General features: G+C 61.3%; 15 protein-coding genes. 6 read left to right on the top strand and 9 right to left on the bottom strand.

Features of this window, described 5'->3' with window-relative positions; genetic code table 11:
• Positions 1 to 2 precede the first annotated feature (2 nt).
• The 3 genes from OIS53_RS16525 to OIS53_RS16515 form a co-directional block, all read right to left on the bottom strand.
• Positions 3 to 416 carry a HEPN domain-containing protein gene (locus OIS53_RS16525; protein ID WP_264679679.1) on the bottom strand — a complete coding sequence of 138 codons (414 nt, stop codon included), beginning with the start codon at positions 414 to 416 and terminating at the stop codon, positions 3 to 5.
• Positions 403 to 726 (bottom strand): nucleotidyltransferase domain-containing protein, encoded by a 324-nt coding sequence (locus OIS53_RS16520; RefSeq protein WP_264679678.1) that lies wholly within the window; start codon positions 724 to 726, stop codon positions 403 to 405. Before OIS53_RS16520 ends, OIS53_RS16525 begins: the two co-directional genes overlap by 14 nt.
• Before the next feature lie 144 nt (positions 727 to 870).
• On the bottom strand, positions 871 to 3,786 hold the full coding sequence (locus OIS53_RS16515) for a 2-oxoglutarate dehydrogenase E1 component (protein WP_264679677.1): 2,916 nt from the start codon (positions 3,784 to 3,786) through the stop codon (positions 871 to 873).
• Between the two features lie 783 nt (positions 3,787 to 4,569).
• Between OIS53_RS16515 and OIS53_RS16510 the strand changes: the two genes are divergently transcribed.
• Positions 4,570 to 5,091 (top strand): RlpA-like double-psi beta-barrel domain-containing protein, encoded by a 522-nt coding sequence (locus tag OIS53_RS16510; RefSeq protein ID WP_264679676.1) that lies wholly within the window; start codon positions 4,570 to 4,572, stop codon positions 5,089 to 5,091.
• 9 nt (positions 5,092 to 5,100) lie between these two features.
• Here OIS53_RS16510 and OIS53_RS16505 read toward each other — a convergent pair whose 3' ends face one another.
• Positions 5,101 to 6,132 (bottom strand): hypothetical protein, encoded by a 1,032-nt coding sequence (locus OIS53_RS16505; protein WP_264679675.1) that lies wholly within the window; start codon positions 6,130 to 6,132, stop codon positions 5,101 to 5,103.
• A gap of 255 nt (positions 6,133 to 6,387) precedes the next feature.
• The gene (locus OIS53_RS16500; RefSeq protein ID WP_264679674.1) at positions 6,388 to 6,792 is read right to left on the bottom strand and encodes a hypothetical protein; all 405 of its coding nucleotides are present in this window, start codon (positions 6,790 to 6,792) and stop codon (positions 6,388 to 6,390) included.
• 141 nt (positions 6,793 to 6,933) lie between these two features.
• Here OIS53_RS16500 and OIS53_RS16495 point away from each other — a divergent pair, with 141 nt between their 5' ends.
• Entirely contained in the window at positions 6,934 to 8,940 is a 2,007-nt protein-coding gene (locus OIS53_RS16495) for a WG repeat-containing protein (protein ID WP_264679673.1), read from the top strand.
• 153 nt (positions 8,941 to 9,093) lie between these two features.
• On the opposite strand, the gene OIS53_RS16490 is transcribed toward OIS53_RS16495, so the two are convergent.
• Entirely contained in the window at positions 9,094 to 9,513 is a 420-nt protein-coding gene (locus OIS53_RS16490) for a DUF6799 domain-containing protein (protein ID WP_264679672.1), read from the bottom strand.
• Between the two features lie 274 nt (positions 9,514 to 9,787).
• On the opposite strand from OIS53_RS16490, the gene OIS53_RS16485 reads away from it, so the two are divergent.
• Positions 9,788 to 10,150 (top strand): hypothetical protein, encoded by a 363-nt coding sequence (locus OIS53_RS16485; RefSeq protein ID WP_264679671.1) that lies wholly within the window; start codon positions 9,788 to 9,790, stop codon positions 10,148 to 10,150.
• 69 nt (positions 10,151 to 10,219) lie between these two features.
• Here the strand turns inward: OIS53_RS16485 and OIS53_RS16480 are convergent, their stop codons facing one another.
• Positions 10,220 to 11,827 (bottom strand): hypothetical protein, encoded by a 1,608-nt coding sequence (locus tag OIS53_RS16480; protein WP_264679670.1) that lies wholly within the window; start codon positions 11,825 to 11,827, stop codon positions 10,220 to 10,222.
• 174 nt (positions 11,828 to 12,001) lie between these two features.
• Between OIS53_RS16480 and OIS53_RS16475 the strand changes: the two genes are divergently transcribed.
• Complete coding sequence (locus OIS53_RS16475) at positions 12,002 to 12,829, top strand: DUF1206 domain-containing protein (RefSeq protein WP_264679669.1); 828 nt, start codon at positions 12,002 to 12,004, stop codon at positions 12,827 to 12,829.
• A gap of 225 nt (positions 12,830 to 13,054) precedes the next feature.
• Here the strand turns inward: OIS53_RS16475 and OIS53_RS16470 are convergent, their stop codons facing one another.
• Positions 13,055 to 14,278: an NAD(P)-dependent oxidoreductase gene (locus OIS53_RS16470; RefSeq protein ID WP_264679668.1), complete on the bottom strand. Its 1,224-nt coding sequence runs from the start codon at positions 14,276 to 14,278 to the stop codon at positions 13,055 to 13,057.
• Between the two features lie 211 nt (positions 14,279 to 14,489).
• Here OIS53_RS16470 and gcvP point away from each other — a divergent pair, with 211 nt between their 5' ends.
• Positions 14,490 to 17,417, top strand: a complete 2,928-nt coding sequence (gene gcvP / locus OIS53_RS16465; protein WP_264679667.1) for an aminomethyl-transferring glycine dehydrogenase — start codon at positions 14,490 to 14,492, stop codon at positions 17,415 to 17,417.
• A 271-nt stretch (positions 17,418 to 17,688) separates the two neighbouring features.
• Complete coding sequence (locus tag OIS53_RS16460; protein WP_264679666.1) at positions 17,689 to 18,288, top strand: DUF4136 domain-containing protein; 600 nt, start codon at positions 17,689 to 17,691, stop codon at positions 18,286 to 18,288.
• A gap of 301 nt (positions 18,289 to 18,589) precedes the next feature.
• Here OIS53_RS16460 and lipA read toward each other — a convergent pair whose 3' ends face one another.
• Positions 18,590 to 19,492 carry a lipoyl synthase gene (lipA, locus tag OIS53_RS16455; RefSeq protein ID WP_413775197.1) on the bottom strand — a complete coding sequence of 301 codons (903 nt, stop codon included), beginning with the start codon at positions 19,490 to 19,492 and terminating at the stop codon, positions 18,590 to 18,592.
• Between the last annotated feature and the right edge of the window lie 3 nt (positions 19,493 to 19,495).

The following is a 19,495-nucleotide window of genomic DNA, read 5'->3' as shown; positions in this document are numbered from 1 at the left end:
GATTATGGTAAAACAGCCAAAATGAGTGGCCGCAGACGAAGCTGAAAGTATCTAGCAATACGCAGAGCTTCTTGCATTTCAGGTACGCTTATGCGAGTATGAGGTGGGTAGCGGACATCTACTGCGTAATCCGAAAGCAAGTCAGCTTCATCCAACTTGACATCGGTAAATGGGACTGTAGGTGCCAGTTGTTGCAGTAAGAATGGTAAGTCGTGCGTTTTACGAAAGACCCTGCCTTCAGCAAGCAGCACTCCTTTGCAATATTTTTCTATTGCTTGTTGGCAGGAAAAGGGAATAGGATAGCCGAAAGCAGCTGGATTATCAACATACATACGCTCAGCCGCCGCTAAATCCAAGTCGGCTACTTCTAGCCATTGCTGCACATATGCTAGTTCAGCTGAGCTAAGCGGCGGCATACAACATTCGTCCTGATTTCAACGCTTGAGCTTCAATAGTGAAGCGAACCTCCGCTGCTTCCGCTACCTCTTCCGGGGTGCGCACCAGAATATCCATCGGAGGCATATCCGTCGCCCGAAGCAGCCGCCGCACCGCTACACCACGCTCCATGCGGCTTTCGCCGATGCCCGCCTTGATAACCAGCAAATCCAAATCACTGTCCTCCGTAGGTGTCCCGTAGGCGTAGGAGCCAAACAGGATGATCCGGTCGGGCTGGTAGCCTTCCACGATACGGCGAACAATGCTTTGGATTTGCTCTTCGGTTATCATAAACCGCAGATTAAATGGATAGTAAAGCGGATGAAAACAGATTACAGACGGCCGAATAAAGGATGAGGGGAAGCAGGTGGGTTTACAACGGTTTGTATATCCGTTACAATCCGTTCATTTATCCGTTCTCATCTGTGGTCGGGCTTACTCGGTTTTCTGGGCGTTGGCGGCGGTTTCCTTGATGGTATCGTCGGCTACGGCTTCGCGGGGCTTGTCGAAGGCGCGGGCCACCAGGTCCTTTTGCTCTTTCACGTGCACTTTGTTGTAGCCGGTAGCCGGTGAGGCCGAGGGCTTGCGCGAAATCACGTCTTCCAGCTCCCGGCGCATAAAGCGCAGCAGGAAGTTCCAATAGCCCATGTTTTCGGGTTCTTCCTGCACCCAGTACACCTTGGCTTTGGGGTACTTGGCCAGCTCTGCGTCGAGCTGCTTTTTGGGGAAGGGGTGCAGCTGCTCCAGGCGCACCAGCGCCACGTCGCGGCGCTCCGACTTCTGCTGCTCTTCCAGCAGGTCGTAGTACACTTTGCCCGTGCACAGCAGCACGCGTTTCACCTTTTTGTCTTCGGCGTAGGCGTCGCCCAGCACCTCGCGGAACGTGCCCGAGGTAAACTCTTCCACCGGCGACACGCACAGCGGGTGGCGCAGCATGGACTTGGGCGACATCACCACCAGCGGCTTGCGAAACTCCCAGGTCAGCTGGCGGCGCAGGGCGTGGAAGAAGTTGGCCGGCGTAGTCAGGTTGGCCACGATGATGTTGTTTTCGGCGGCCAGCTGCAAAAACCGTTCGGGGCGGGCGTTGGAGTGCTCGGGGCCCTGGCCTTCGTAGCCGTGGGGCAGCAGCATCACCAGCCCGTTCATGCGCTGCCACTTGCTTTCGCTGCTCACAATGAACTGGTCAATCATGGTCTGGGCGCCGTTGGCGAAGTCGCCAAACTGCGCTTCCCAGATAACCAGGGCCGTAGGATTGGCCATGGCGTAGCCGAACTCAAACCCCAGCACCCCATACTCACTCAGCAGCGAGTTATAGATGCGCAGCTGCTCATGCTCGCCGTCCAGGTGATTGAGCGAGTTGTACGGGGCCGACGTTTCGGCGTCGTGGAGCACGGCGTGGCGGTGCGAGAACGTGCCCCGCTGCACATCCTGCCCGCTCAGGCGCACGATGCGGTTTTCGGCCAGCAGCGACCCATAGGCCAGCAGCTCGCCGGCGGCCCAGTTCAGTACCCGCGAGTTTTCGTAGGGCTTAGCCAGCTCCTTCATCCACTCGTCCGAGAGGCGTGCCCAGTTCTTATATGGCTCGAAGAACATGTTACGGCGCTCCTTCAGCAGGTTTTCAATCTGCTTCAGCGGGCGGAAACCTTCCGGCAAGGCGGTCAGGGCCTGCCCTACGCGCTGCACCACCTCTTCGCTGATGCCGGTGGCCGGCGACTGGTCGAAGTCCTCGGGACGGGAGCGGCGCAGGCTGCGCCACTCGTTTTCCAAAGGCTGGTAGTTGTAGGGCAACGGCTTCTGCTTCACCATGTCGAGGCGGGCCTGGAGGGTGTCGCGGAATTCCTTGTCCATCTGCTGGGCCAGCTCCGCATCTACGTCGCCGCGTTCCACCAGCATGGCATTGTACACCTCGCGCGGGTTCTGGTGCTTGCTGATGAGGTTGTAGAGCGTGGGCTGGGTGAACTTGGGCTCGTCCGACTCGTTGTGGCCGTGGCGGCGGTAGCACACCATATCAATGAAGATATCGGCGTGGAACTGCTGGCGGTACTCGGTGGCGAGCTGCACGGCAAACACCACAGCTTCGGGGTCGTCGCCGTTCACGTGCATCACCGGCGCATCAATAATCTTGGCCAGGTCGGTGCAGTAGATGCTGGAGCGGGCGTCTTCAAAGTCGGTGGTGAAGCCCACCTGGTTGTTGATAACGAAGTGCAGCGTGCCGCCGGTCTTGTAGCCTTCCAGCTGCGACATCTGCGTCACCTCGTAGCCGATGCCCTGGCCCGCCACGGCAGCGTCGCCGTGGATGAGGATGGGCAGCACCTTGTTGTAGTCGCCTGCGTAGCCGTGGTCGAGCTTGGCGCGCACGAAGCCTTCTACCACGGGGTTCACCGCTTCCAGGTGTGAGGGGTTAGGCGCCAGTTTCAGGTTGACGGTGTGGCCGGCGGCTTCTACCTGGCTGCTGTAGCCCATGTGGTACTTCACGTCGCCGTCGCCCATAGTCAGGTCCGGTACGGCTGTGCCCTGGAACTCGGAGAAGATCTGCTCATAGGTTTTGCCCATGATGTTGGCCAGCACATTGAGCCGGCCGCGGTGGGCCATGCCAATCATCACCTCTTCCACCCCCAGCTCGGCTCCCTTACGAATCATGGCGTCGAGGGCCGGAATAGTGGTTTCGCCGCCTTCCAGCGAGAAGCGCTTCTGCCCCAGAAACTTCGTGTGCAGAAAGTTCTCAAACACCACCGCCTCGTTGAGCTTGCTCAGAATGCGTTTTTTGTAGTCGAGGCTGGGTTTGAAGCTAAGCGAGTCCTTTTCCACTTTTTCGCGGAACCAGTCGAGCACCTGCGGGTCGCGGATGTACATGTACTCGAAGCCGATGCTGCGGGTGTATATCTTTTGCAGCGCCGCCACAATGTCGCGCAGCGTAGCATTTGGCCCCAAGCCGAGTACTTCGCCGTTTTTGAAGGTAGTATCCAGGTCAGCCTCGCTCAGGCCAAAGTCCTGTAAGCTCAGGCGTGCTTTCCGGTCTTTCCGCTCCCGCACCGGGTTGGTACGGGCCACGAGGTGGCCGCGGCTCCGGTAGGCATGAATCAGGTTGCGTACTTGAGTTTCCTTATCGGCCGCTACCGTGTCAACGGCCCGGATGACGGGCGCATTATCGGTGCTGGCGGGCGTGCTCAGCACTCCCGAGCCGGGTACCTGCGCTGCATCGTCGCCCTCCGGAAATTGTTGCGAGAAGTCATAGCCCTCAAAAAACTTGCGCCACCCAAAATCGACGGATTCCGGATTTTGCTGGTAGCTGCGGTACAGCTCCTCAATGGCTGCAACATCAGCGTTGGCTATATAAGTGTAGTTGTCCATGTGGTGGGAACTGGTGTAGTCAGGTGTAAAGGTAACCAGCCTAAGTGCAAAGCCAAACTATGCATTCGCATATGCAAATCTACTTGTTTCTCAGCTCCGTGTGCTTGCATACAGAGGCGTCTCCTTTCGCTGAACCCCAATCTATTAAATAAAACCAGAAGCTATTTCTATCATCAAATCAATATCTCCTACCTGCCAGACTTTGCAACTTGCAGTAATATGCTTATAAACTAGGTTCTGGAACGCCATGGTCGGAACACCCATGCTAGGCTGTATGGACAGCTATTAGAAACAGCAAAAGGAAGAACGTCCTGCTTCATCTGGCGTCCACGTAGCCTTTAATAGGTTGGTACCAAACAGACGGTAAACAAGCTGGAAATATATACTCGGGGCTTAATTAGTAAGCTGAACACCGTGTCCAGACTATACGCTTACATGCCTGACTGGTTAGCGGAGGCACATACCAGTGCTACATGAGGTGTCCAGTCGCCTCGGATATTCTACAGCCTATCACAAGCTGCACAGTCATTCATTTCCAAAATTAGCCTTACCTTTGGAGCCCTCTTACACGCCGTTATTTTACAAGTACAACCTTTTATAATAATTATTAAATTAAACACCCGTTTTTGCGGTAAATCAGGCTGTTTCTGGCTGTTGTGCCACTAACTATACTTACCGGGGCAACTCTGTAGCACAGGCTACCAGGCTGCTCTTCCCATTAGCCGAGTCGGGCCGGCTGCCTATCCTCTCCGGGCTAAGCGAGAGTTCACGAACCCTTAACTCATGTCCATTGCCTTATTCCTGCTGACCTTCCTGTTTCCTCCCCGCACGATTTCTGCCCCAGCTCTGGCCCTGCCCTCCACCGTTGCCAGCCTGAGCCCCCGTCCGGTCCCCGTTGCGGTACCGGTAATGCCTACTAAGAAGGCCCCCAAGAACCTGTCGTATACCGTTACGGCAACTACGTACTGGCCCGAGACGGGCCAAACCGATGCGGAGCCGATGGAAACTGCCGACGGCTCCCGGATTCCGACCCGCCATTCCAGCAAAACCCGCTGGCTGGCCGTCTCCCGCGACTTGCTTTCGCACTGGGGCGGCCCTTTCCGCTACGGCGACACGGTGCGCGTAGCCGGCATTTCCGACGCCCTCGATGGCGTATACATCATCCACGACACCATGAACCGCCGCCACCGCCACTGCGTGGACGTGCTGGTGAGTGAGCGGGAGTGCAAAAATGGCTTAGAAGGCCGCTGGACCGGCATCAAGCTCTCCAGATTTACGGCGCCGCTGCTCTGGCGCGCCGGCTAATACCTAGAACTACATGGCTTCCGGCTTCTCTGGCCCGTACGTGTGCAGCGTGCGGGGGTGTCCGTCCGCATCATACAGGAAGGTGAGCGGTTGAGCCGGGTCGCGCAGGATGTCGCTAAGCGGAATCTGCCAGCGTTTCCACATTTCCAGCAACGACTGCGCATAAGCGCTGTTCTCCCAGGGGTTGAACACGCCGACGTTGATATCGTCGATGAACGTGTCGAGCACAACGTGCGTGTCGCCGGGGCGCACGGGGCGCGGGAAGTAATCGGGAATGACGTTGAGCAGGTAGGCGGCGTAGTACACCCGCGCCTTGAACTCAGCCACTTGCACGGGGTGCAGGGGCCGGTAGGCATCCTGGTACACCCGGCCCATGGCCTGCCGGATGATGCCGTTGTCGACCAGGCACGCCACCAGCACGGTTTCGTTCAGCTTGATGCTGAAGGCCAGGGTGCTCAGGTCATCGTCGTAGGCGAAAGGCAGGTCGTCTTCGCGCGGGTCGGTTTCGAGGATGAACACGGAGCCGGGCGTGAAGTCGTCGTACTCCATGGGTACGCGCAAGGCTTGCAACGGCTGGAAAAATGCCTGGAACCGGCGCAGGAGCTGGGCGTTTTCGGCCAATGGATACTGCGGCCGGGCTAGGGGGGTCAGCTCCTGAAGCAGCTCGGTGACCAGGATGCCGTAGAACATTTTTCCCAGCCACAAAAACAGCAGCTGCTCATCCAACTCCCGGAAGCCGGCCACCCCGCGTGCCGCCGTGGCTTCTATCTGGGCTTCCAGCGGCTCTACGTGCCGGGTACGGCAACGCGGGCAGCAGGCAATACGCAGGTCCTGATACGCGACAATGCTCAGATCGAGCAGCCGGATTTGCCGCTCGTGCAGGTGGTAGCGCGTCATCAGCCAGTCTCCAAACACGGGCACCGTGTCGTGGGGCGGCGTGGTGGGCGCTCCGCACAGGAAACACTGCTGCATGCCAAACCGCATCGTATCGAACGGGTCATACAGCGTAAGGTGGGCGGCAGGTTGAGGCTGAGCAGGCATGGCGAGTAGCTGAGGCTGCAAAGCTACGGCGCGGCTCCGGCAGAAACGGCTAGCTGCCTGCTTTTCTACATGCAGGTCTGCTGTGGCAAGACACTTAAAACCCCACGCTCCGGCTGCGAATGACCAGGGCGTGGGGTTTTGCAGCTTTGTTCAAAAAACTCAGCTACAGTACGTTAGCATTAAATCGTCGTGCCCCGGCAAGTGGATACCCGATGGAGCAGGACGGTCTGATATTGAAGCCGCAGGTTGTTTGGGCTAGCGCGACAAGGCGGAGCCGAGCTTGATGAGCTGTTTGCCGAGCTGAGCTAGTGGGCCGCTGTAGCCATCGGTGGTTTCGTCGGCTACTTTGGAGGTTTCGGCGCCCAGAGTCGCCAGCGTCTCGGCTAGGGCGTGGGGCGAGGTGTCGGCGGTAGTCAGCTGCTCGCGCAGCGTTACCAGCTCCTGAATGATTTTGGCCAGACCGGTACGCTCAGAAGCGCGCAGCACTTGTTCCCAACGCTCAATTTCTTGCAGGCCGTGCTGGTCGTTTTTCTCGGGCACGCCATTGCTGAGCAGGGCCAGGGTATCGTCGAGCAGGGCTGAGTTTTGCTGGTCGGTTACGTCGAGCGGCACGTTAGGAACGGGCGGCGTGGTGGGCGAAGTGGAGGCAGTGGAATCCATAGAAACAAAGAATTAGGGGGCGAGCGTACTGGCCTATACTTGCCCGGCCCCAGAAAAGTTGACTTCCTGCCCAGCCCGCCTGCTTTGGCGGTTGGCAAGGCGTGGTCTGGCCGGAAACTTGCGGGGCGAGGCGGCTTGCCTATGCTCTACACTTACCTCTCCGCTCCTTTTTCTGATTCGGTTCGCCACCACCAGTTTACAGCCTTGGCGCAGGCCCTGGCCGCCGACGCCGCGGCTCCCGACACTGTGCTGCTGGGCCAGCTACCCGTGGAAGCCGCCGGGCAGCAGGTGCTGCTCGATGCCGTGGTGCTGCGCCCACATAGCATCACGCTGCTGCTGCTGGTGCCGGGCGGCGGCCTGCTGCACATCCCCGATTTTCGCTTCAGTGCTTGGCGCCTCGCCGGGACCCCGCTCACCGGCACCAGCCCCAACGACGGCGCCGACGACAACCCTTACCAGCAGTTTCAGCGCCAGCGCGAGGCGCTGGCCCGCTGGCTGGCTGGGCAGCTGCCCGCCGAAACGGCCAACCTACAATTTATCAGCGGACTGGTGGTGTTTGCCGAGCCCGTTCGGTTTGGGCCGGAAGTGGAAGCGCGCATGAGTGAGGTGCCGGCGGCGTCCACGTTTCATCTGCTGCCCGACCCCAGCCGCTTCACCCGCCGCCTGGCCCAGCTGGCCACCCCCGAAATTGACCTGAGCCCCGCCGACCTGCGCCAGCTGGCCGCCGAGCTGGGCGCCCAGGCCCAGGCAGCTCCCGTTACGGAGCCAGAAACGGCGCCAGTGCCGGCTGGCCCCACCGACTTGCTGCGCCAGAAAGCCGGCCAACTCTGGCGTTGGCTGGGGGCCGAAGACCTCGATGAGCTGGACCGCACCGACACGGGCTACGAAGTGGCGGATGTGGCGGCCCGTAACCAGGAAAAAGCCCAGCTGGAAGAGTTGCGGGCCAGCTTACAGGCTGAGTTGTCGGGGCAGCTGCAAGCCCTGGAAGCCCGCGAAGCTGAGCGGGAACTGGTTATTTATCGGCTGCGCGAAGAGCTGGCCACCACCCCACCCGTCGCCCCCGAAACGGCCACGCTACAAGCCCGGTTGAGCGTTGAGAACCAGGAAAAAGAAGCGTTAGAAGCCACTATCCGCGACTACCGGGCCGAGTCGGAAGCCCGCAACCAGCAGCTGGACCGGAAGATTCAGCAGCTTGATGCCCTCATCAACCGGTTATCAGCAACGCCGGCAGCGGCTCCAGCTCCGGCAGCTCCGGCAATGCCGTCTGCCACCGCCGCACCAGTTGCCGTACCACCTGAACCCGTGCGCCCGGCGCCTGCCCCGGCGGCCGCCGTTTCGCCGCAACCTTCTTCCCCACCAAAGGCTACCATTGGCCGGCCCGCCGAGGCTGTGAGCGGCTGGCTGCCAGATGTGCAAGGCCTCGGGCACCGCTTCGTTCAGCTGCTAGGCAAGGTGGGCCAGGTACCGCGGCCCGCGCTACTTGCTGGCTTGGGTGGATTGCTACTCGTTTTTGTGGTGTGGCTGCTGCTGCGCAACACCAACCAGGCGCCCACACCATTCCGGCAAGGGCAACGCTGGGGCCTGCTCACGTCCGGCGGCGACACGCTGCTGCCGGCCCGCTACGCCTCTATTGGGGAGTTCCGGAATGAGCGGGCGGTGGTGGAACAGGATGGGGTGTTTGGCTTCGTGGATGCCGAAGGAAAGGAAGTGGTGCCGCCCGCCTACGACGCCCTGTATCCGTATGCCGGCGGCTACGCCCGCGCCCGGGTGGATAAGCTGTACACGTTTCTGGATGAGCAAGGCGCAGAATTTGGCGCCTACTACTACAACGCCCGCGACTTTGCCGAAGGCTATGCCGCCGTGCTCGACCACCGGGGCTGGCACTACATCACGGGCCCCGATGAGCCGGCCAAGCCACCGGTTATTTTTCAGGAAGCCTATTCCTTTGACCAGGGCCTGGCCCGAATCAAAACCCAGGGCACCTTCACTTACATCCGCCCTGCTTACCTGGCCGATACCACGGAAGGCACCGCCCCCTTCGGCCGCTACCGCACCGCCGCCGACTTCGACACCCAGGGCCGCGCCCGGGTGCTGCACAACGGCCGCAGCTTCCTGCTAAACCGCGACGGTGAGGAGGTAGAACAGTAACCACAGACCACAGAGTAAACGGATTTTAAACGGATAGCACAGATGCAGGCGTCTTCTTAGGTCCGCATTCGCGCTATCCGTTCAAAATCTGTTTCATCTATGGTTTCATCTGCGCTATCCGTTCAAAATCCGTTTCATCTGTGGTCTGTGGTTTCAGTCATCGTCCTTGCGGCCGCGCTTCTTCCACTTCTTGTAGCGGCCTTTGCCCTTGCCTTTGCCGCCCCACCACCGCTGCACTTCGGCCAGTACCGATTCGTTGGTGACCAGCACAGCCGGCGCCGGGCGGGTAGCCGGGCGTTCGGGCGAAGCCAGGGCCAGGCGGCCGTCGGGGCCGGTGGCAATGGCCACTGGCTCGCCCAACAGGGTGCAGCCGCGGCCTTCGGGCAGCTCGGTGCGGCGGCCGTCGCGCTCCACCACGAAGCCGTCGCGAGTGATGGTGCGGCCGTTGGGCAGGCGGGCGTCGCGCGTCATGGGCCGCTGCTGGCCGTTGCGCACCACGTACATGGTGCCATCTACCCGCCGAAAGCCGTCGTCGGCCTGGGCAGCGGCCGAGCCGGCTGAAACAAGCAGCAACAGCAGTAAAGCTACAGCGCCGAGGCGGGGCCGCCCGAGGCAGTGGGAGTATAAACCTTCCATAAAGTAACAGATGCAGGCAGAACCACTCCGGGCGCTGGCCTCGCGCTACGCGGACTGGCGGAGGGAGGTTGGCCCTGGAGCAAAGGCGGGGCCAGGATTTTTTGCCCGGTCCTGCTCAGTCGGGCGGGTTACCTTCTGGCACCCTGCCCGATTAAGCGCCGAGTGGCAGCTGGCTGCTGCCCGCCGTTTTTCACTTTTTATCTGACTTCCCATGAAAGCCATTTTCAAGTCCCTGTTTGTTGCCGCCGCTGTTTCGTTTGCCGCCACTTCCTGCACCCAGGAAGGCAAAGAAAACGCCGAAGCTGCCGCTAACAACACCGAAGCCGCCGCCGAAAACGCCGGCGACGCTGCCGCTGCCGAAGCCCAAAACGCTGCCGCCGCCACCGACAACGCCCTCGAGAAAGCTGGCCAGGCCACGGAAAACGCCGTAGAAAACGCCGCCGACAAAACCGAAGCCGCTGCTGACAAAGCCGCTGCCGAAACCAAAGCCGCCGCCAACAAAGCCGAAGCCGCTACCGAAGCTGCCACCGGTGAGGCTGCCGCCGAAATGAACGCTGCTACCAAGAAAGACTAAGCATTATGCACCGATTGCCAGCGCCGCCGCTTGTTGCCGGCTGCTGGAAGTCTGCAAGCCCACTCCTGCTCAGGAGTGGGCTTGTTTTTTGGCCGGGCTGCCGTGGACGGAAGTGCCCGGCGACCCTATCGGCTCCGGGCTGTGGGCCAGCTCCAGCAGCACTTCGTAGTAGGGCCGCCCCACCATGCGGGCGCGCAGCCAGCTGTAGAAGCTCAGGGCCTGCAAGTCTTCCTGCTCCAGGGGCAAAAACGACGGCATGCAGCTCACCCGCTCGGCGAAGGCCGGCCGGCTGGCGGCCGCGGGGTCGTCGATGATTTCGCGCACCCGTTGCAGGTAGGCCAGCACGTAGCCGTAGGGGCCACCATCGGGGCTGGCCCGCTCCCGCAGCATGCGCTCAATAGCCCGCAGGCGGTTCAGGGCCAGGTCGGGGTGGCCCAGCTCCAGCTGCACCAGCATCTCGCCCAGGTTGCGGTTGAGCACCCATTCCAGGCCCATTTCTTGCTCGCAGTAGTGGTCGGAGCGGCCAATGGCTTGCAGCACCTGGTTGGTTTTCTGAAACTGACCCTCGGCGAAATAATGAAAGCCCAACCCCAGCCGGGCCGTGAGCTGGTCGCGGGAGCTGAGCGGCTCGCGCAGCACCTGCTCCAGCAAGGCAATGCTTTCGGTGTTGCGGCGTAGAAAGCCATAGTTGGCGGCCAGCAGAAAGGTGTGCTTGGGCAGCATATCGGCCTGGTGGCGGCGCGGACCCGCCTCCAGCACAGCCCGCAGCTTCTCCAGATACTCCACCGACTCCTGAAAGCGCCGGATGCGGTACAGGGCGTGGGCAATCATGTAGAGCAGGCCGGCCTGGGCTTCGTTGTGGGCCGGCTGGAAGCCGTGGCGCTTTTCCATGAGGTGGTAGCAGCGCATCACAAACGGCGCGAACGTGGCAAAGTCGCGGCGCACCAGCATGGCCGACCGGGCCAGCGACATGAGCCGGTAGAGCAGGGCCGGGCGCCGGGCAAAAGCTTCCTGCAAGTCATACTCGCGCAGCACTTCCTGCAAGATGCCGTCGAACGACTCGCCGCCCCGGCCGCGGGCCCGCGCCGCCCGCAGCCGCTGCCGGATCAGGCTGTCGGCAATGTTGGCGCGCTCTTCTTCGTCGGCGTACTTCTTGTTGAGGTGGCGGCGCCGGATGATGTCGTCCAGCTCGTCGGCGTGGGCGGGGCCGGCGTGGGTGATTTGCAGGTTATAGACGGCGTTGAGCAGCTCGTACTGTTCGTTTTGGGCGGCCAGCTTTTCGGCTTTGCGCAACATGCTCCAGGCCAGGCGCGGCACGCCGGCCCCCAGCAGGTACTGGGCCAGCGTGAGCAGCCCCCGCACGGAGGAAGCCGCCGTGGGGTCTTGCTGGCGCTGGCGCAAGAGCAGAAAGTCGGTGAGGTGGCGCATGAGCCGCTTGCGCAGGGCGTAGTAGGCCACGGCGTTGGGCTCATCGGGGTAGAGGCGGGCCAGCAGCTGCTCGGTGGTGTACTCGCGGGTCTGAATCAGCAGGTCGTAGAGCTGCACGTCCATGCGGCCCTTGGCCTTGCGGCGCTGGCGCTGAATAAACTGCCGAAATTCTTTCCGGTCATCTAGGGAAAATGTAGCCAGCGTCGTACGTAAATCATCCATCACAAAACAGTCGATAAACTTCTTCAAGTATAGCTGATTATCTATTCCTATGCACATACCATTGGCTGTACGGGCTGGTGCACCCGCTGAGCAGCGGCAGTTTCTCTTCGGGCTAAAGCGGCGGGCAGGCGGCTAACTCAACCTTATATAAGCCAGAACACGTATCCGGCCTATTCAGCTCACTAACCTAAACCGTCGAACATGGCAACTTCCGATACGCTGCTGGCCGCCGTGCCCGCCACCGCTTCTTCTGGCCTGCGGGCCCTGGCCCGGTTTGGTTTTGCTGCCAAGGGCGTGGTGTATATACTGCTGGGGCTGCTAGCCCTGCTGGCAGCCACCGGCCAGCAAGGCGGCCAAACCGCCGACAAAAAGCAAGCCGTGCAGACGCTGCAAGGCCTGCCCGGCGGACCGCTGCTGCTGGGCCTCATTGCATTCGGCCTGCTGGGCTACATCGTGTGGCGCTTCACCCAAGCCCTGCGCGACACGGAAGGCAAGGGCTCCGGGGTTAAAGGCATCGGGCGGCGCCTGGGCTACGCCGGCAGCGGCTTGCTGTACGCTAGTCTGGCTTGGTACGCGGCTCAACTGGCCCTACGCGGCTCCAGCAGTGCCAGCAACGGCCAACAGACGCTGATAGCTAAAGTGCTGGCGTGGCCAGCCGGCGAGTGGCTGATATTGCTGGTGGGCGTGGCCATTATTGGGGGCGGTTTGTATCAGATTTACCGGGCCTACTCGGGCTCGTTTCAGAAGCACGTGAATGCTAGCGAGTTGCCCGCCGCGCAACGCAGCATCGTGTACCGCACCGGGCAGGTGGGTTACACGGCCCGCGGCATCGTCATGGCCCTTATTGGCTACTTCTTTGTGCAGGCCGGCCGCCATTCCAGCGCCCAAGCCGCCGGCGACACCGAACAAGCCTTCGACCTGCTCTCTACTATGGGCCCGGCCGTGCTGGGCATTGTAGCCCTGGGCCTGATGGCCTACGGCGTGTATATGCTGGTGCAGGCCCGCTACCCCGTATTGCGCGGCGTGTAAACTTAAAAATGAGAGGTTAGAAGTGAGACAGTAGACAGCTAGTCCCACCGGGGCGGCATGTTGGCAGTAAGGCTAAGCCAGCAGAACAGCAAAGTCTTAGCCGGTCATCCCCACTACCACCTGTATGTATTGCCCCGCTGGGACTTTGAATCGTTCAACAGACGTTGTACCATCGACATGGTGAGGCTGTCGTTATCTCACTTCTCACCTCTTACCTCTCACTTCTCATTCCGCCACGTAGTCGCTCAGGTACTGGTACCGCTCGGTGAGGCGGCCGGCGCGGGCAATGATGGCGCGCTCCACTACGTCGTCAAGGTGGCCGTCGGCGGCGCCCACCAGGTGGGGAAACACGTTGTCGAGTAGCTGGCGGCCGAAGTCGCGGGAGGCGTTGCGGGGCAGCTCGCAGGGCAGGTTGTCCACGGCCATGACGGTGATGTTAGACGGCCCCGAGTACGCCGGCTCCAGTTCGCCAGTCTGGCAGTTGTAGTCGTAAGCCGGCGCCGGGATGCTGCTGGCGCGCTTGGTGGTGGGGATAGAGCCGTTGACGTCGCAGGTTACGTCGGCAATGGTGTTGATGCGGAAATCGGGGCGGCGCGTGTCAGCTTCCTCGAACAGGCGCGGGGCCGCCGGGTGCCAGTAGGCGCAGGCAATGAGCAGGTCTGTCACCGGCAAAAATTTGCCGAACGTAGACTCATACTCCTCGGGGTAGCGGTGGAAGTCGGGCGTGTCCCAGACGCGGCCGTCGCGGCGGCGGTTGTAGTCACTGCTGCGCAGCTGGGTGTACACGGGCTCCCGGAAGTCGTGGTACAGGTAATCGTATACGCTTACTTGCCGCAGGCCCATGCGGTTCAGCACTTCCACGGCGCCCTGGGCCACGCGCCCCGTACCGGTCACGGCCATCTTAATGGGCGGCAGTTTTTTCACCTTAAAAAACTCTTCCTGCATGTCCTCCATATCGACGCACTGCCAGGCCGGCTTCAGCTCGTAGAGGCCATGCTTGCGGCCGTAGGTCAGCAGGCCGTTGTAGGCTCCTACAATGCCGGCCCAGCGCCCAAACGCCACGATTCGCTCCCCCTGCTCGTTGGTCAGCAGCTCGTAGTCGATAAGGGTAATGTTCTTCTTCAGTACCTGCCGCAGCAGCTCCCGGTTGGCGGGCTGCTTCTTGACGGTATGGGAGAAGAACAGGTAGGTTTTGCCTGGAATCAGCTGGTTGACCGGCACCTCTTTCACGCCCATCAGAATGTCGCAATCCGCCACATCGGGCCGCACCGTAATGCCCAGGTCGCGGTACTCCTGGTCCTTGAAGCACCGAATGGCGCTTTCCTGCACAACTATCTGCAAACCGGGATACGTGCTTTCGGCTTCCACGCATTTTTTGGGCGTGAGCGGTACGCGCTTGTCGGGTGGGGTTTTGCCTTCGCAGATGAGGCCAATGGTGAGAGGGCGCATGGTGGGGGTGGTTGGGACAGTAAAGGTAGCAAGGCGCCCGACTGAACCGATGCTGCTGATGGCGCGCGGCTGCGCCCCGTGCTCCCTATTCGGGAGGACTTCCCACGCCAAACATTTGCCCACTTATCGGTTTAAGGGTGAAGCCTTTTCGCGCTACCTTTGTAGGAGCCCGCACCGGGCTGCCCCACTCGCCACCCTTACCCACTCATTTATGTTGCTGAAGACCAAGCCCGCCGACGTGTTCGTGGACCGCCACAACGGCCCCGACGACGCGGCCGTGGCCGACATGCTGCGCGCCATCGGTGTGGCGTCGATTGACCAGCTCATCGACGAAACTGTGCCGGCTGCCATCCGCCTGAAGAAGCCGCTGAACCTGCCCGCTGCCCTCACGGAGCGGGCTTTTTTGGCGAAGTTCAAGCAGATTGCCGGCCAAAACCACCTGTTTAAAAACTACATCGGCCTGGGCTACCACGACACCCAGCTCCCGCCCGTTATTCAACGCAACATCCTCGAAAATCCCGGCTGGTACACGGCCTACACGCCCTACCAGGCCGAAATTGCCCAGGGCCGCCTCGAAGCTCTCATCAATTATCAGACGATGATAATTGACCTCACGGGGCTGGAAATTGCCAACGCCAGCCTGCTCGACGAAGGCACCGCCGCCGCCGAGGTGCTGCACATGTTTCATTCCCAGACCAAGAAGAAAAACGCCACCAAGTTTTTCATTTCCGAGCAAGTACTGCCCCAGACCATCGACGTGGTGCGCACCCGCGCGACGCCCCTGGGCATTGAGGTGGTGGTAGGCGACCACCGCACCGCCGACCTCTCGGAAGAGGCCCTGTTTGGCGCCCTGCTGCAATACCCGGCCGCCGACGGCGCCGTGTACGACTACACCGACTTCATCGGTCAAGCCCACGCCCAAGGCCTGTTCGTGGCTGTAGCCGCCGACTTGCTGGCCCTTACCCTGCTCACACCCCCCGGCGAAATGGGTGCCGACGCTTGCGTGGGCAACTCCCAGCGGTTTGGCGTGCCGATGGGCTACGGCGGCCCGCACGCCGGCTTCCTGAGCACCCGCGACCAGTTCAAGCGCGTGATTCCCGGCCGTATCATCGGCCAGAGCATCGACGCCACCGGCAACAAGGCCTACCGCATGGCCCTGCAAACCCGCGAGCAGCACATCCGCCGCGAAAAAGCCACCTCCAACATCTGCACGGCCCAGGTGCTGCTGTCGGTGCTGGCCGGCATGTTTGCCGTGTACCACGGCCCGGAGCGCCTGCGCCAGATTGCCGCCAACGTGCACGCCGCCACCCAGGTGCTCGACCAAGAATTGAAAGCCCTGGGCCTCGACCAGCGCAACGAGTTCTACTTCGACACGCTCGACATCAAGCTCGAAAGCCCGGAGTTGCAACAGGCCATCCGCCGGGAAGCCGAAGCGGCGGGTATCAACTTCCGCTACTTCGAGGAGCACGGCACGCCGCGCGTGGGCATCTCGCTGCACCAGAACACGGAAATCGAAGACGTGCGCGACATTGTGGCCGTGTTCAGCAAGGTGCTGGGCCGCACAGGCAAGGCCGCACTGGAGCTGCCGGCCGAAGTGTCGGTGAACTGGCCTAACAGTCTGATTCGTAGGAGTGAGTATCTGACCCACCCGGTATTCAACTCGCACCACGCCGAGCACGAGATGCTGCGCTACATGAAGCAGCTCGAAAACAAGGACCTGAGCCTGGCCCACTCCATGATTCCGCTGGGCTCGTGCACGATGAAGCTCAACGCCACCGCCGAAATGATTCCGGTGACGTGGCCGGAAATCGGGGGCTTGCACCCCTTCGCGCCGCGTGAGCAGGCGCAGGGCTACGCTCAGATTTTCCGGGACCTGGAAGCCTGGCTGTGCGAAGTGACGGGCTTTGCGGCCGTGAGCTTGCAGCCTAACTCGGGGGCCCAAGGCGAGTATGCCGGCCTGCTGGCCATCAAAGGCTACCACGACGCCCGCGGCGACCAGCACCGCACCGTGGCCCTGATTCCGGCCTCGGCCCACGGCACCAACCCCGCTTCGGCCGTCATGGCCGGCATGACGGTGGTGGTGGTGAAAAGCACCGAGGAAGGCAACATCGACGTGCAGGACCTTAAGGCCAAAGCCGCCCAGTACGCCGACACGCTCAGCTGCCTGATGGTGACCTACCCCAGCACTCACGGTGTGTATGAGGAAACCATCATCGACATTTGCCAGACCATCCACCAGCACGGCGGCCGGGTGTACATGGACGGCGCCAACATGAACGCCCAGGTGGGCCTGACCTCACCGGCCACCATTGGCGCCGACGTGTGCCACCTCAACCTGCACAAAACCTTCTGCATCCCGCACGGCGGCGGTGGCCCCGGCGTGGGCCCCATTGGCGTGGTAGCCGACCTGGCGCCCTATCTGCCCGGCCACGCCGTGGTAGACGCCGATGGCCGCACGGCCGGCGCGGTGTCGGCGGCTCCCTGGGGCTCGGCCAGCATCCTGCCCATCTCCTACGCCTACATCAGCATGATGGGCGGCGAAGGCCTGACCCAGGCCACGCGCATCGCCATCCTGAATGCCAACTACATCAAGGCCCGCCTGGAGGCGCATTACCCCGTGCTCTACACCGGCCAGAACGGCCGCTGCGCCCACGAAATGATTCTAGACTGCCGCCAGTTCAAGAAGGCCGGTATCGAAGTCGAGGACATTGCCAAGCGCCTGATGGACTACGGCTTCCACGCCCCCACCGTAAGCTTCCCGGTAGCCGGCACGCTGATGGTGGAGCCCACCGAGTCGGAAAGCAAGGAGGAGCTGGACCGCTTCATTGAGGCCATGATCAGCATCCGCCAGGAAATTGCCGAGGTGGAAGCCGGCCGCGCCGACCAGAAAGACAACGTGCTCAAGCACGCCCCGCACACCGCCGCCGTTGCCCTCACCCACGAGTGGACCCGCCCCTACTCCCGCGAGCAGGCCGTGTACCCCACCGCCTACGTGCGCGCCAACAAGTTCTGGCCCTCAGTGTCACGCATTGACTCCGCTTACGGCGACCGGAACCTCATCTGCGCCTGCACACCCATCGAACAGTACGCCGACGCCGAGGAGAAGCTGGTCGAAACCGACAAAGGCCCCTCGTATTAGAGCTTAGACAGTGAGACATGAGAAGTTAGATTTTTAGCCCTACTTCTCAAAAGCACAGAGGCCCCGCAACGATGGTTGCGGGGCCTTTTTTGTGGTGCAGATTGGCCCCTTCCCAAGGCTTTTTCGGTGGTCAAACAGGCAGCAAAATTATTCGTCATGCCGCGTATTTTCGGGAACGACGGCCCAGGCGCCACTGTTCTTATCACGACGCCAAACGAAGCACTTAGCGTCTGCTGCCGCTTGGCTTTTCATTCACTGATTTCCCTCTTATATGAACCGCATTTCCCGTTTTCTGGCTCGGCCGCTGGCGTTGTCAGTGCTGGGTCTTTCGCTGCTGCTCGGCGTGAGCGGCTGCGCTTCCACGGCCCGCGTGGGAGTGAATACAGACTTCGACCACTCGGTCAACTTCCGCACCTACAAAACCTGGGCCTGGTACCCCCAGCAGCCCACTGACACCGAAGGCGGCCCGGCTCAGGGCTACCAGTCGTTCCTGGACAAGCGCATCCGGGCGGCGGTAGAGCGGGAGCTGGCACAGAAGGGCCTCACCTTCACCGACAAGAACCCGGACGTGTACGTGGCTTACAGCGCCCGTGTGGAAGACAAGCAGCGGGCTAACCCCGGCGCCTTCGGTGGCTACCCGTTCTGGTACGGCTACGGCGGCTGGTACGGCCGCGGCCTGCCCCCCGTCACCGACTACAAAGCCGGCACGGTCATCATCGACTTGGTGGATGCCCGCCGCAAGGAGCTAGCGTGGCGCGGCCAGGGCCAAGCCCAACTCGACGAGCAAACCATTTCGGAAACTGAAGTGCACCGCATCGTCAACAGCATTCTGGGTAACTACCCGCCCCACGATCAGCAAGCCCGCCGGTAAGGCTGCCCTTGACTTCAACTCACAAAGAAGCCCTTTCCTGTAGTAGGAAAGGGCTTTTTCGTTGACTAGTATCAGGTCTGTCCATCACTGCTTACGGCGAAGTTTATCTATGTACTCCCTGACCTGATGGTGGGGAATTAACCGCCCGGCTGCTTGGTCTGCCAAACCCAGTTCTATGGAACGCAAAACGTAGAGCTGCAACATTAGATCATCCAGCATGGAATCTGCTGGCAGCTGGTCTACTACTTCGTGAATCCTTTGTTTCAGTGCCTTTTCCATCAGTAGTGATACTTAGGAAAAATTAAATCGGCACGTTGACGTGGCGCTCGGCGTGGTAGGAGCTGCGCACGAGTGGGCCGCTTTCCACGTACTTCAGGCCACGGCGCAGGCCCTCTTCCCGGTAATGGGCGAACAGGTCGGGATGGATGAACTCGGCTACTTCGAGGTGGCGCTTGGTGGGTTGCAGGTACTGGCCCAGGGTCAGGATGTCGAGGCCGTTGGCAACGAGGTCGTCCATGGCGCGGTACATCTCCTCCTTGGTTTCGCCCAGGCCTAGCATGATGCCCGACTTGGTGCGCTTACCGGCCTGCTTGGTACGCCGAATCTGCTCCAGGCTCCGGTCGTACTTGGCCTGGGGGCGCACCAGGCGGTAGAGGCTACCCACAGTTTCCATGTTGTGCGACACCACTTCCTGCCCACCTGCAATCATCACGTCCAGGGCGTCCCAGTTGGCCTTTACGTCCGGAATCAGGGTTTCGATGGTGGTTTCGGGGCTGAGCTGCTTGACGCGCACCACGGTTTCGTGCCAGATGCTAGCGCCCCGGTCCTTTAGCTCGTCGCGGTTGACGGAGGTAATGACGGCGTGCTTGACGCCCATCAACAAAATGGCCTCGGCCACGCGGCGGGGCTCATCGGTATCGTACTCAGTGGGTCGGCCGGTGGCTACGGCGCAGAACGAGCAGGAACGGGTGCATACGTTGCCCAGAATCATGAACGTAGCCGTGCCCGCGCCCCAGCACTCGCCCATGTTGGGGCAGTTGCCCGACTCACAAATGGTGTGCAGCTTATGCTCATCCACCAAACGGCGCACATTGGCGTAGGCCGGGCCCACGGGCAGCTTCACGCGCAGCCAGTCCGGCTTGCGGGGCTTGGCAGGCACGGCGGGAGCCGCCGCTTGGGGCTGAATAATAGGCAGGGTCAGCAACAG

The sequence above is a fragment of the Hymenobacter sp. YIM 151500-1 genome (assembly GCF_025979885.1).
Classification (GTDB): domain Bacteria; phylum Bacteroidota; class Bacteroidia; order Cytophagales; family Hymenobacteraceae; genus Hymenobacter.
Note: the sequence above shows the minus strand (reverse complement) of the source record. Positions and strands in the feature narration are given on the sequence as shown.

Excerpts from the sequence above, each read along its gene's own strand:
- OIS53_RS16525 (WP_264679679.1), bottom strand. The coding sequence starts at position 416 with ATGCCGCCGCTTAGCTCAGCTGAACTAGCATATGTGCAGCAATGGCTA.
- OIS53_RS16495 (WP_264679673.1), top strand. The coding sequence starts at position 6,934 with ATGCTCTACACTTACCTCTCCGCTCCTTTTTCTGATTCGGTTCGCCAC.
- OIS53_RS16520 (WP_264679678.1), bottom strand. The coding sequence starts at position 726 with ATGATAACCGAAGAGCAAATCCAAAGCATTGTTCGCCGTATCGTGGAA.
- OIS53_RS16500 (WP_264679674.1), bottom strand. The coding sequence starts at position 6,792 with ATGGATTCCACTGCCTCCACTTCGCCCACCACGCCGCCCGTTCCTAAC.
- OIS53_RS16475 (WP_264679669.1), top strand. The coding sequence starts at position 12,002 with ATGGCAACTTCCGATACGCTGCTGGCCGCCGTGCCCGCCACCGCTTCT.
- OIS53_RS16460 (WP_264679666.1), top strand. The coding sequence starts at position 17,689 with ATGAACCGCATTTCCCGTTTTCTGGCTCGGCCGCTGGCGTTGTCAGTG.
- OIS53_RS16485 (WP_264679671.1), top strand. The coding sequence starts at position 9,788 with ATGAAAGCCATTTTCAAGTCCCTGTTTGTTGCCGCCGCTGTTTCGTTT.
- OIS53_RS16470 (WP_264679668.1), bottom strand. The coding sequence starts at position 14,278 with ATGCGCCCTCTCACCATTGGCCTCATCTGCGAAGGCAAAACCCCACCC.
- OIS53_RS16515 (WP_264679677.1), bottom strand. The coding sequence starts at position 3,786 with ATGGACAACTACACTTATATAGCCAACGCTGATGTTGCAGCCATTGAG.
- OIS53_RS16510 (WP_264679676.1), top strand. The coding sequence starts at position 4,570 with ATGTCCATTGCCTTATTCCTGCTGACCTTCCTGTTTCCTCCCCGCACG.
- gcvP (WP_264679667.1), top strand. The coding sequence starts at position 14,490 with ATGTTGCTGAAGACCAAGCCCGCCGACGTGTTCGTGGACCGCCACAAC.
- OIS53_RS16505 (WP_264679675.1), bottom strand. The coding sequence starts at position 6,132 with ATGCCTGCTCAGCCTCAACCTGCCGCCCACCTTACGCTGTATGACCCG.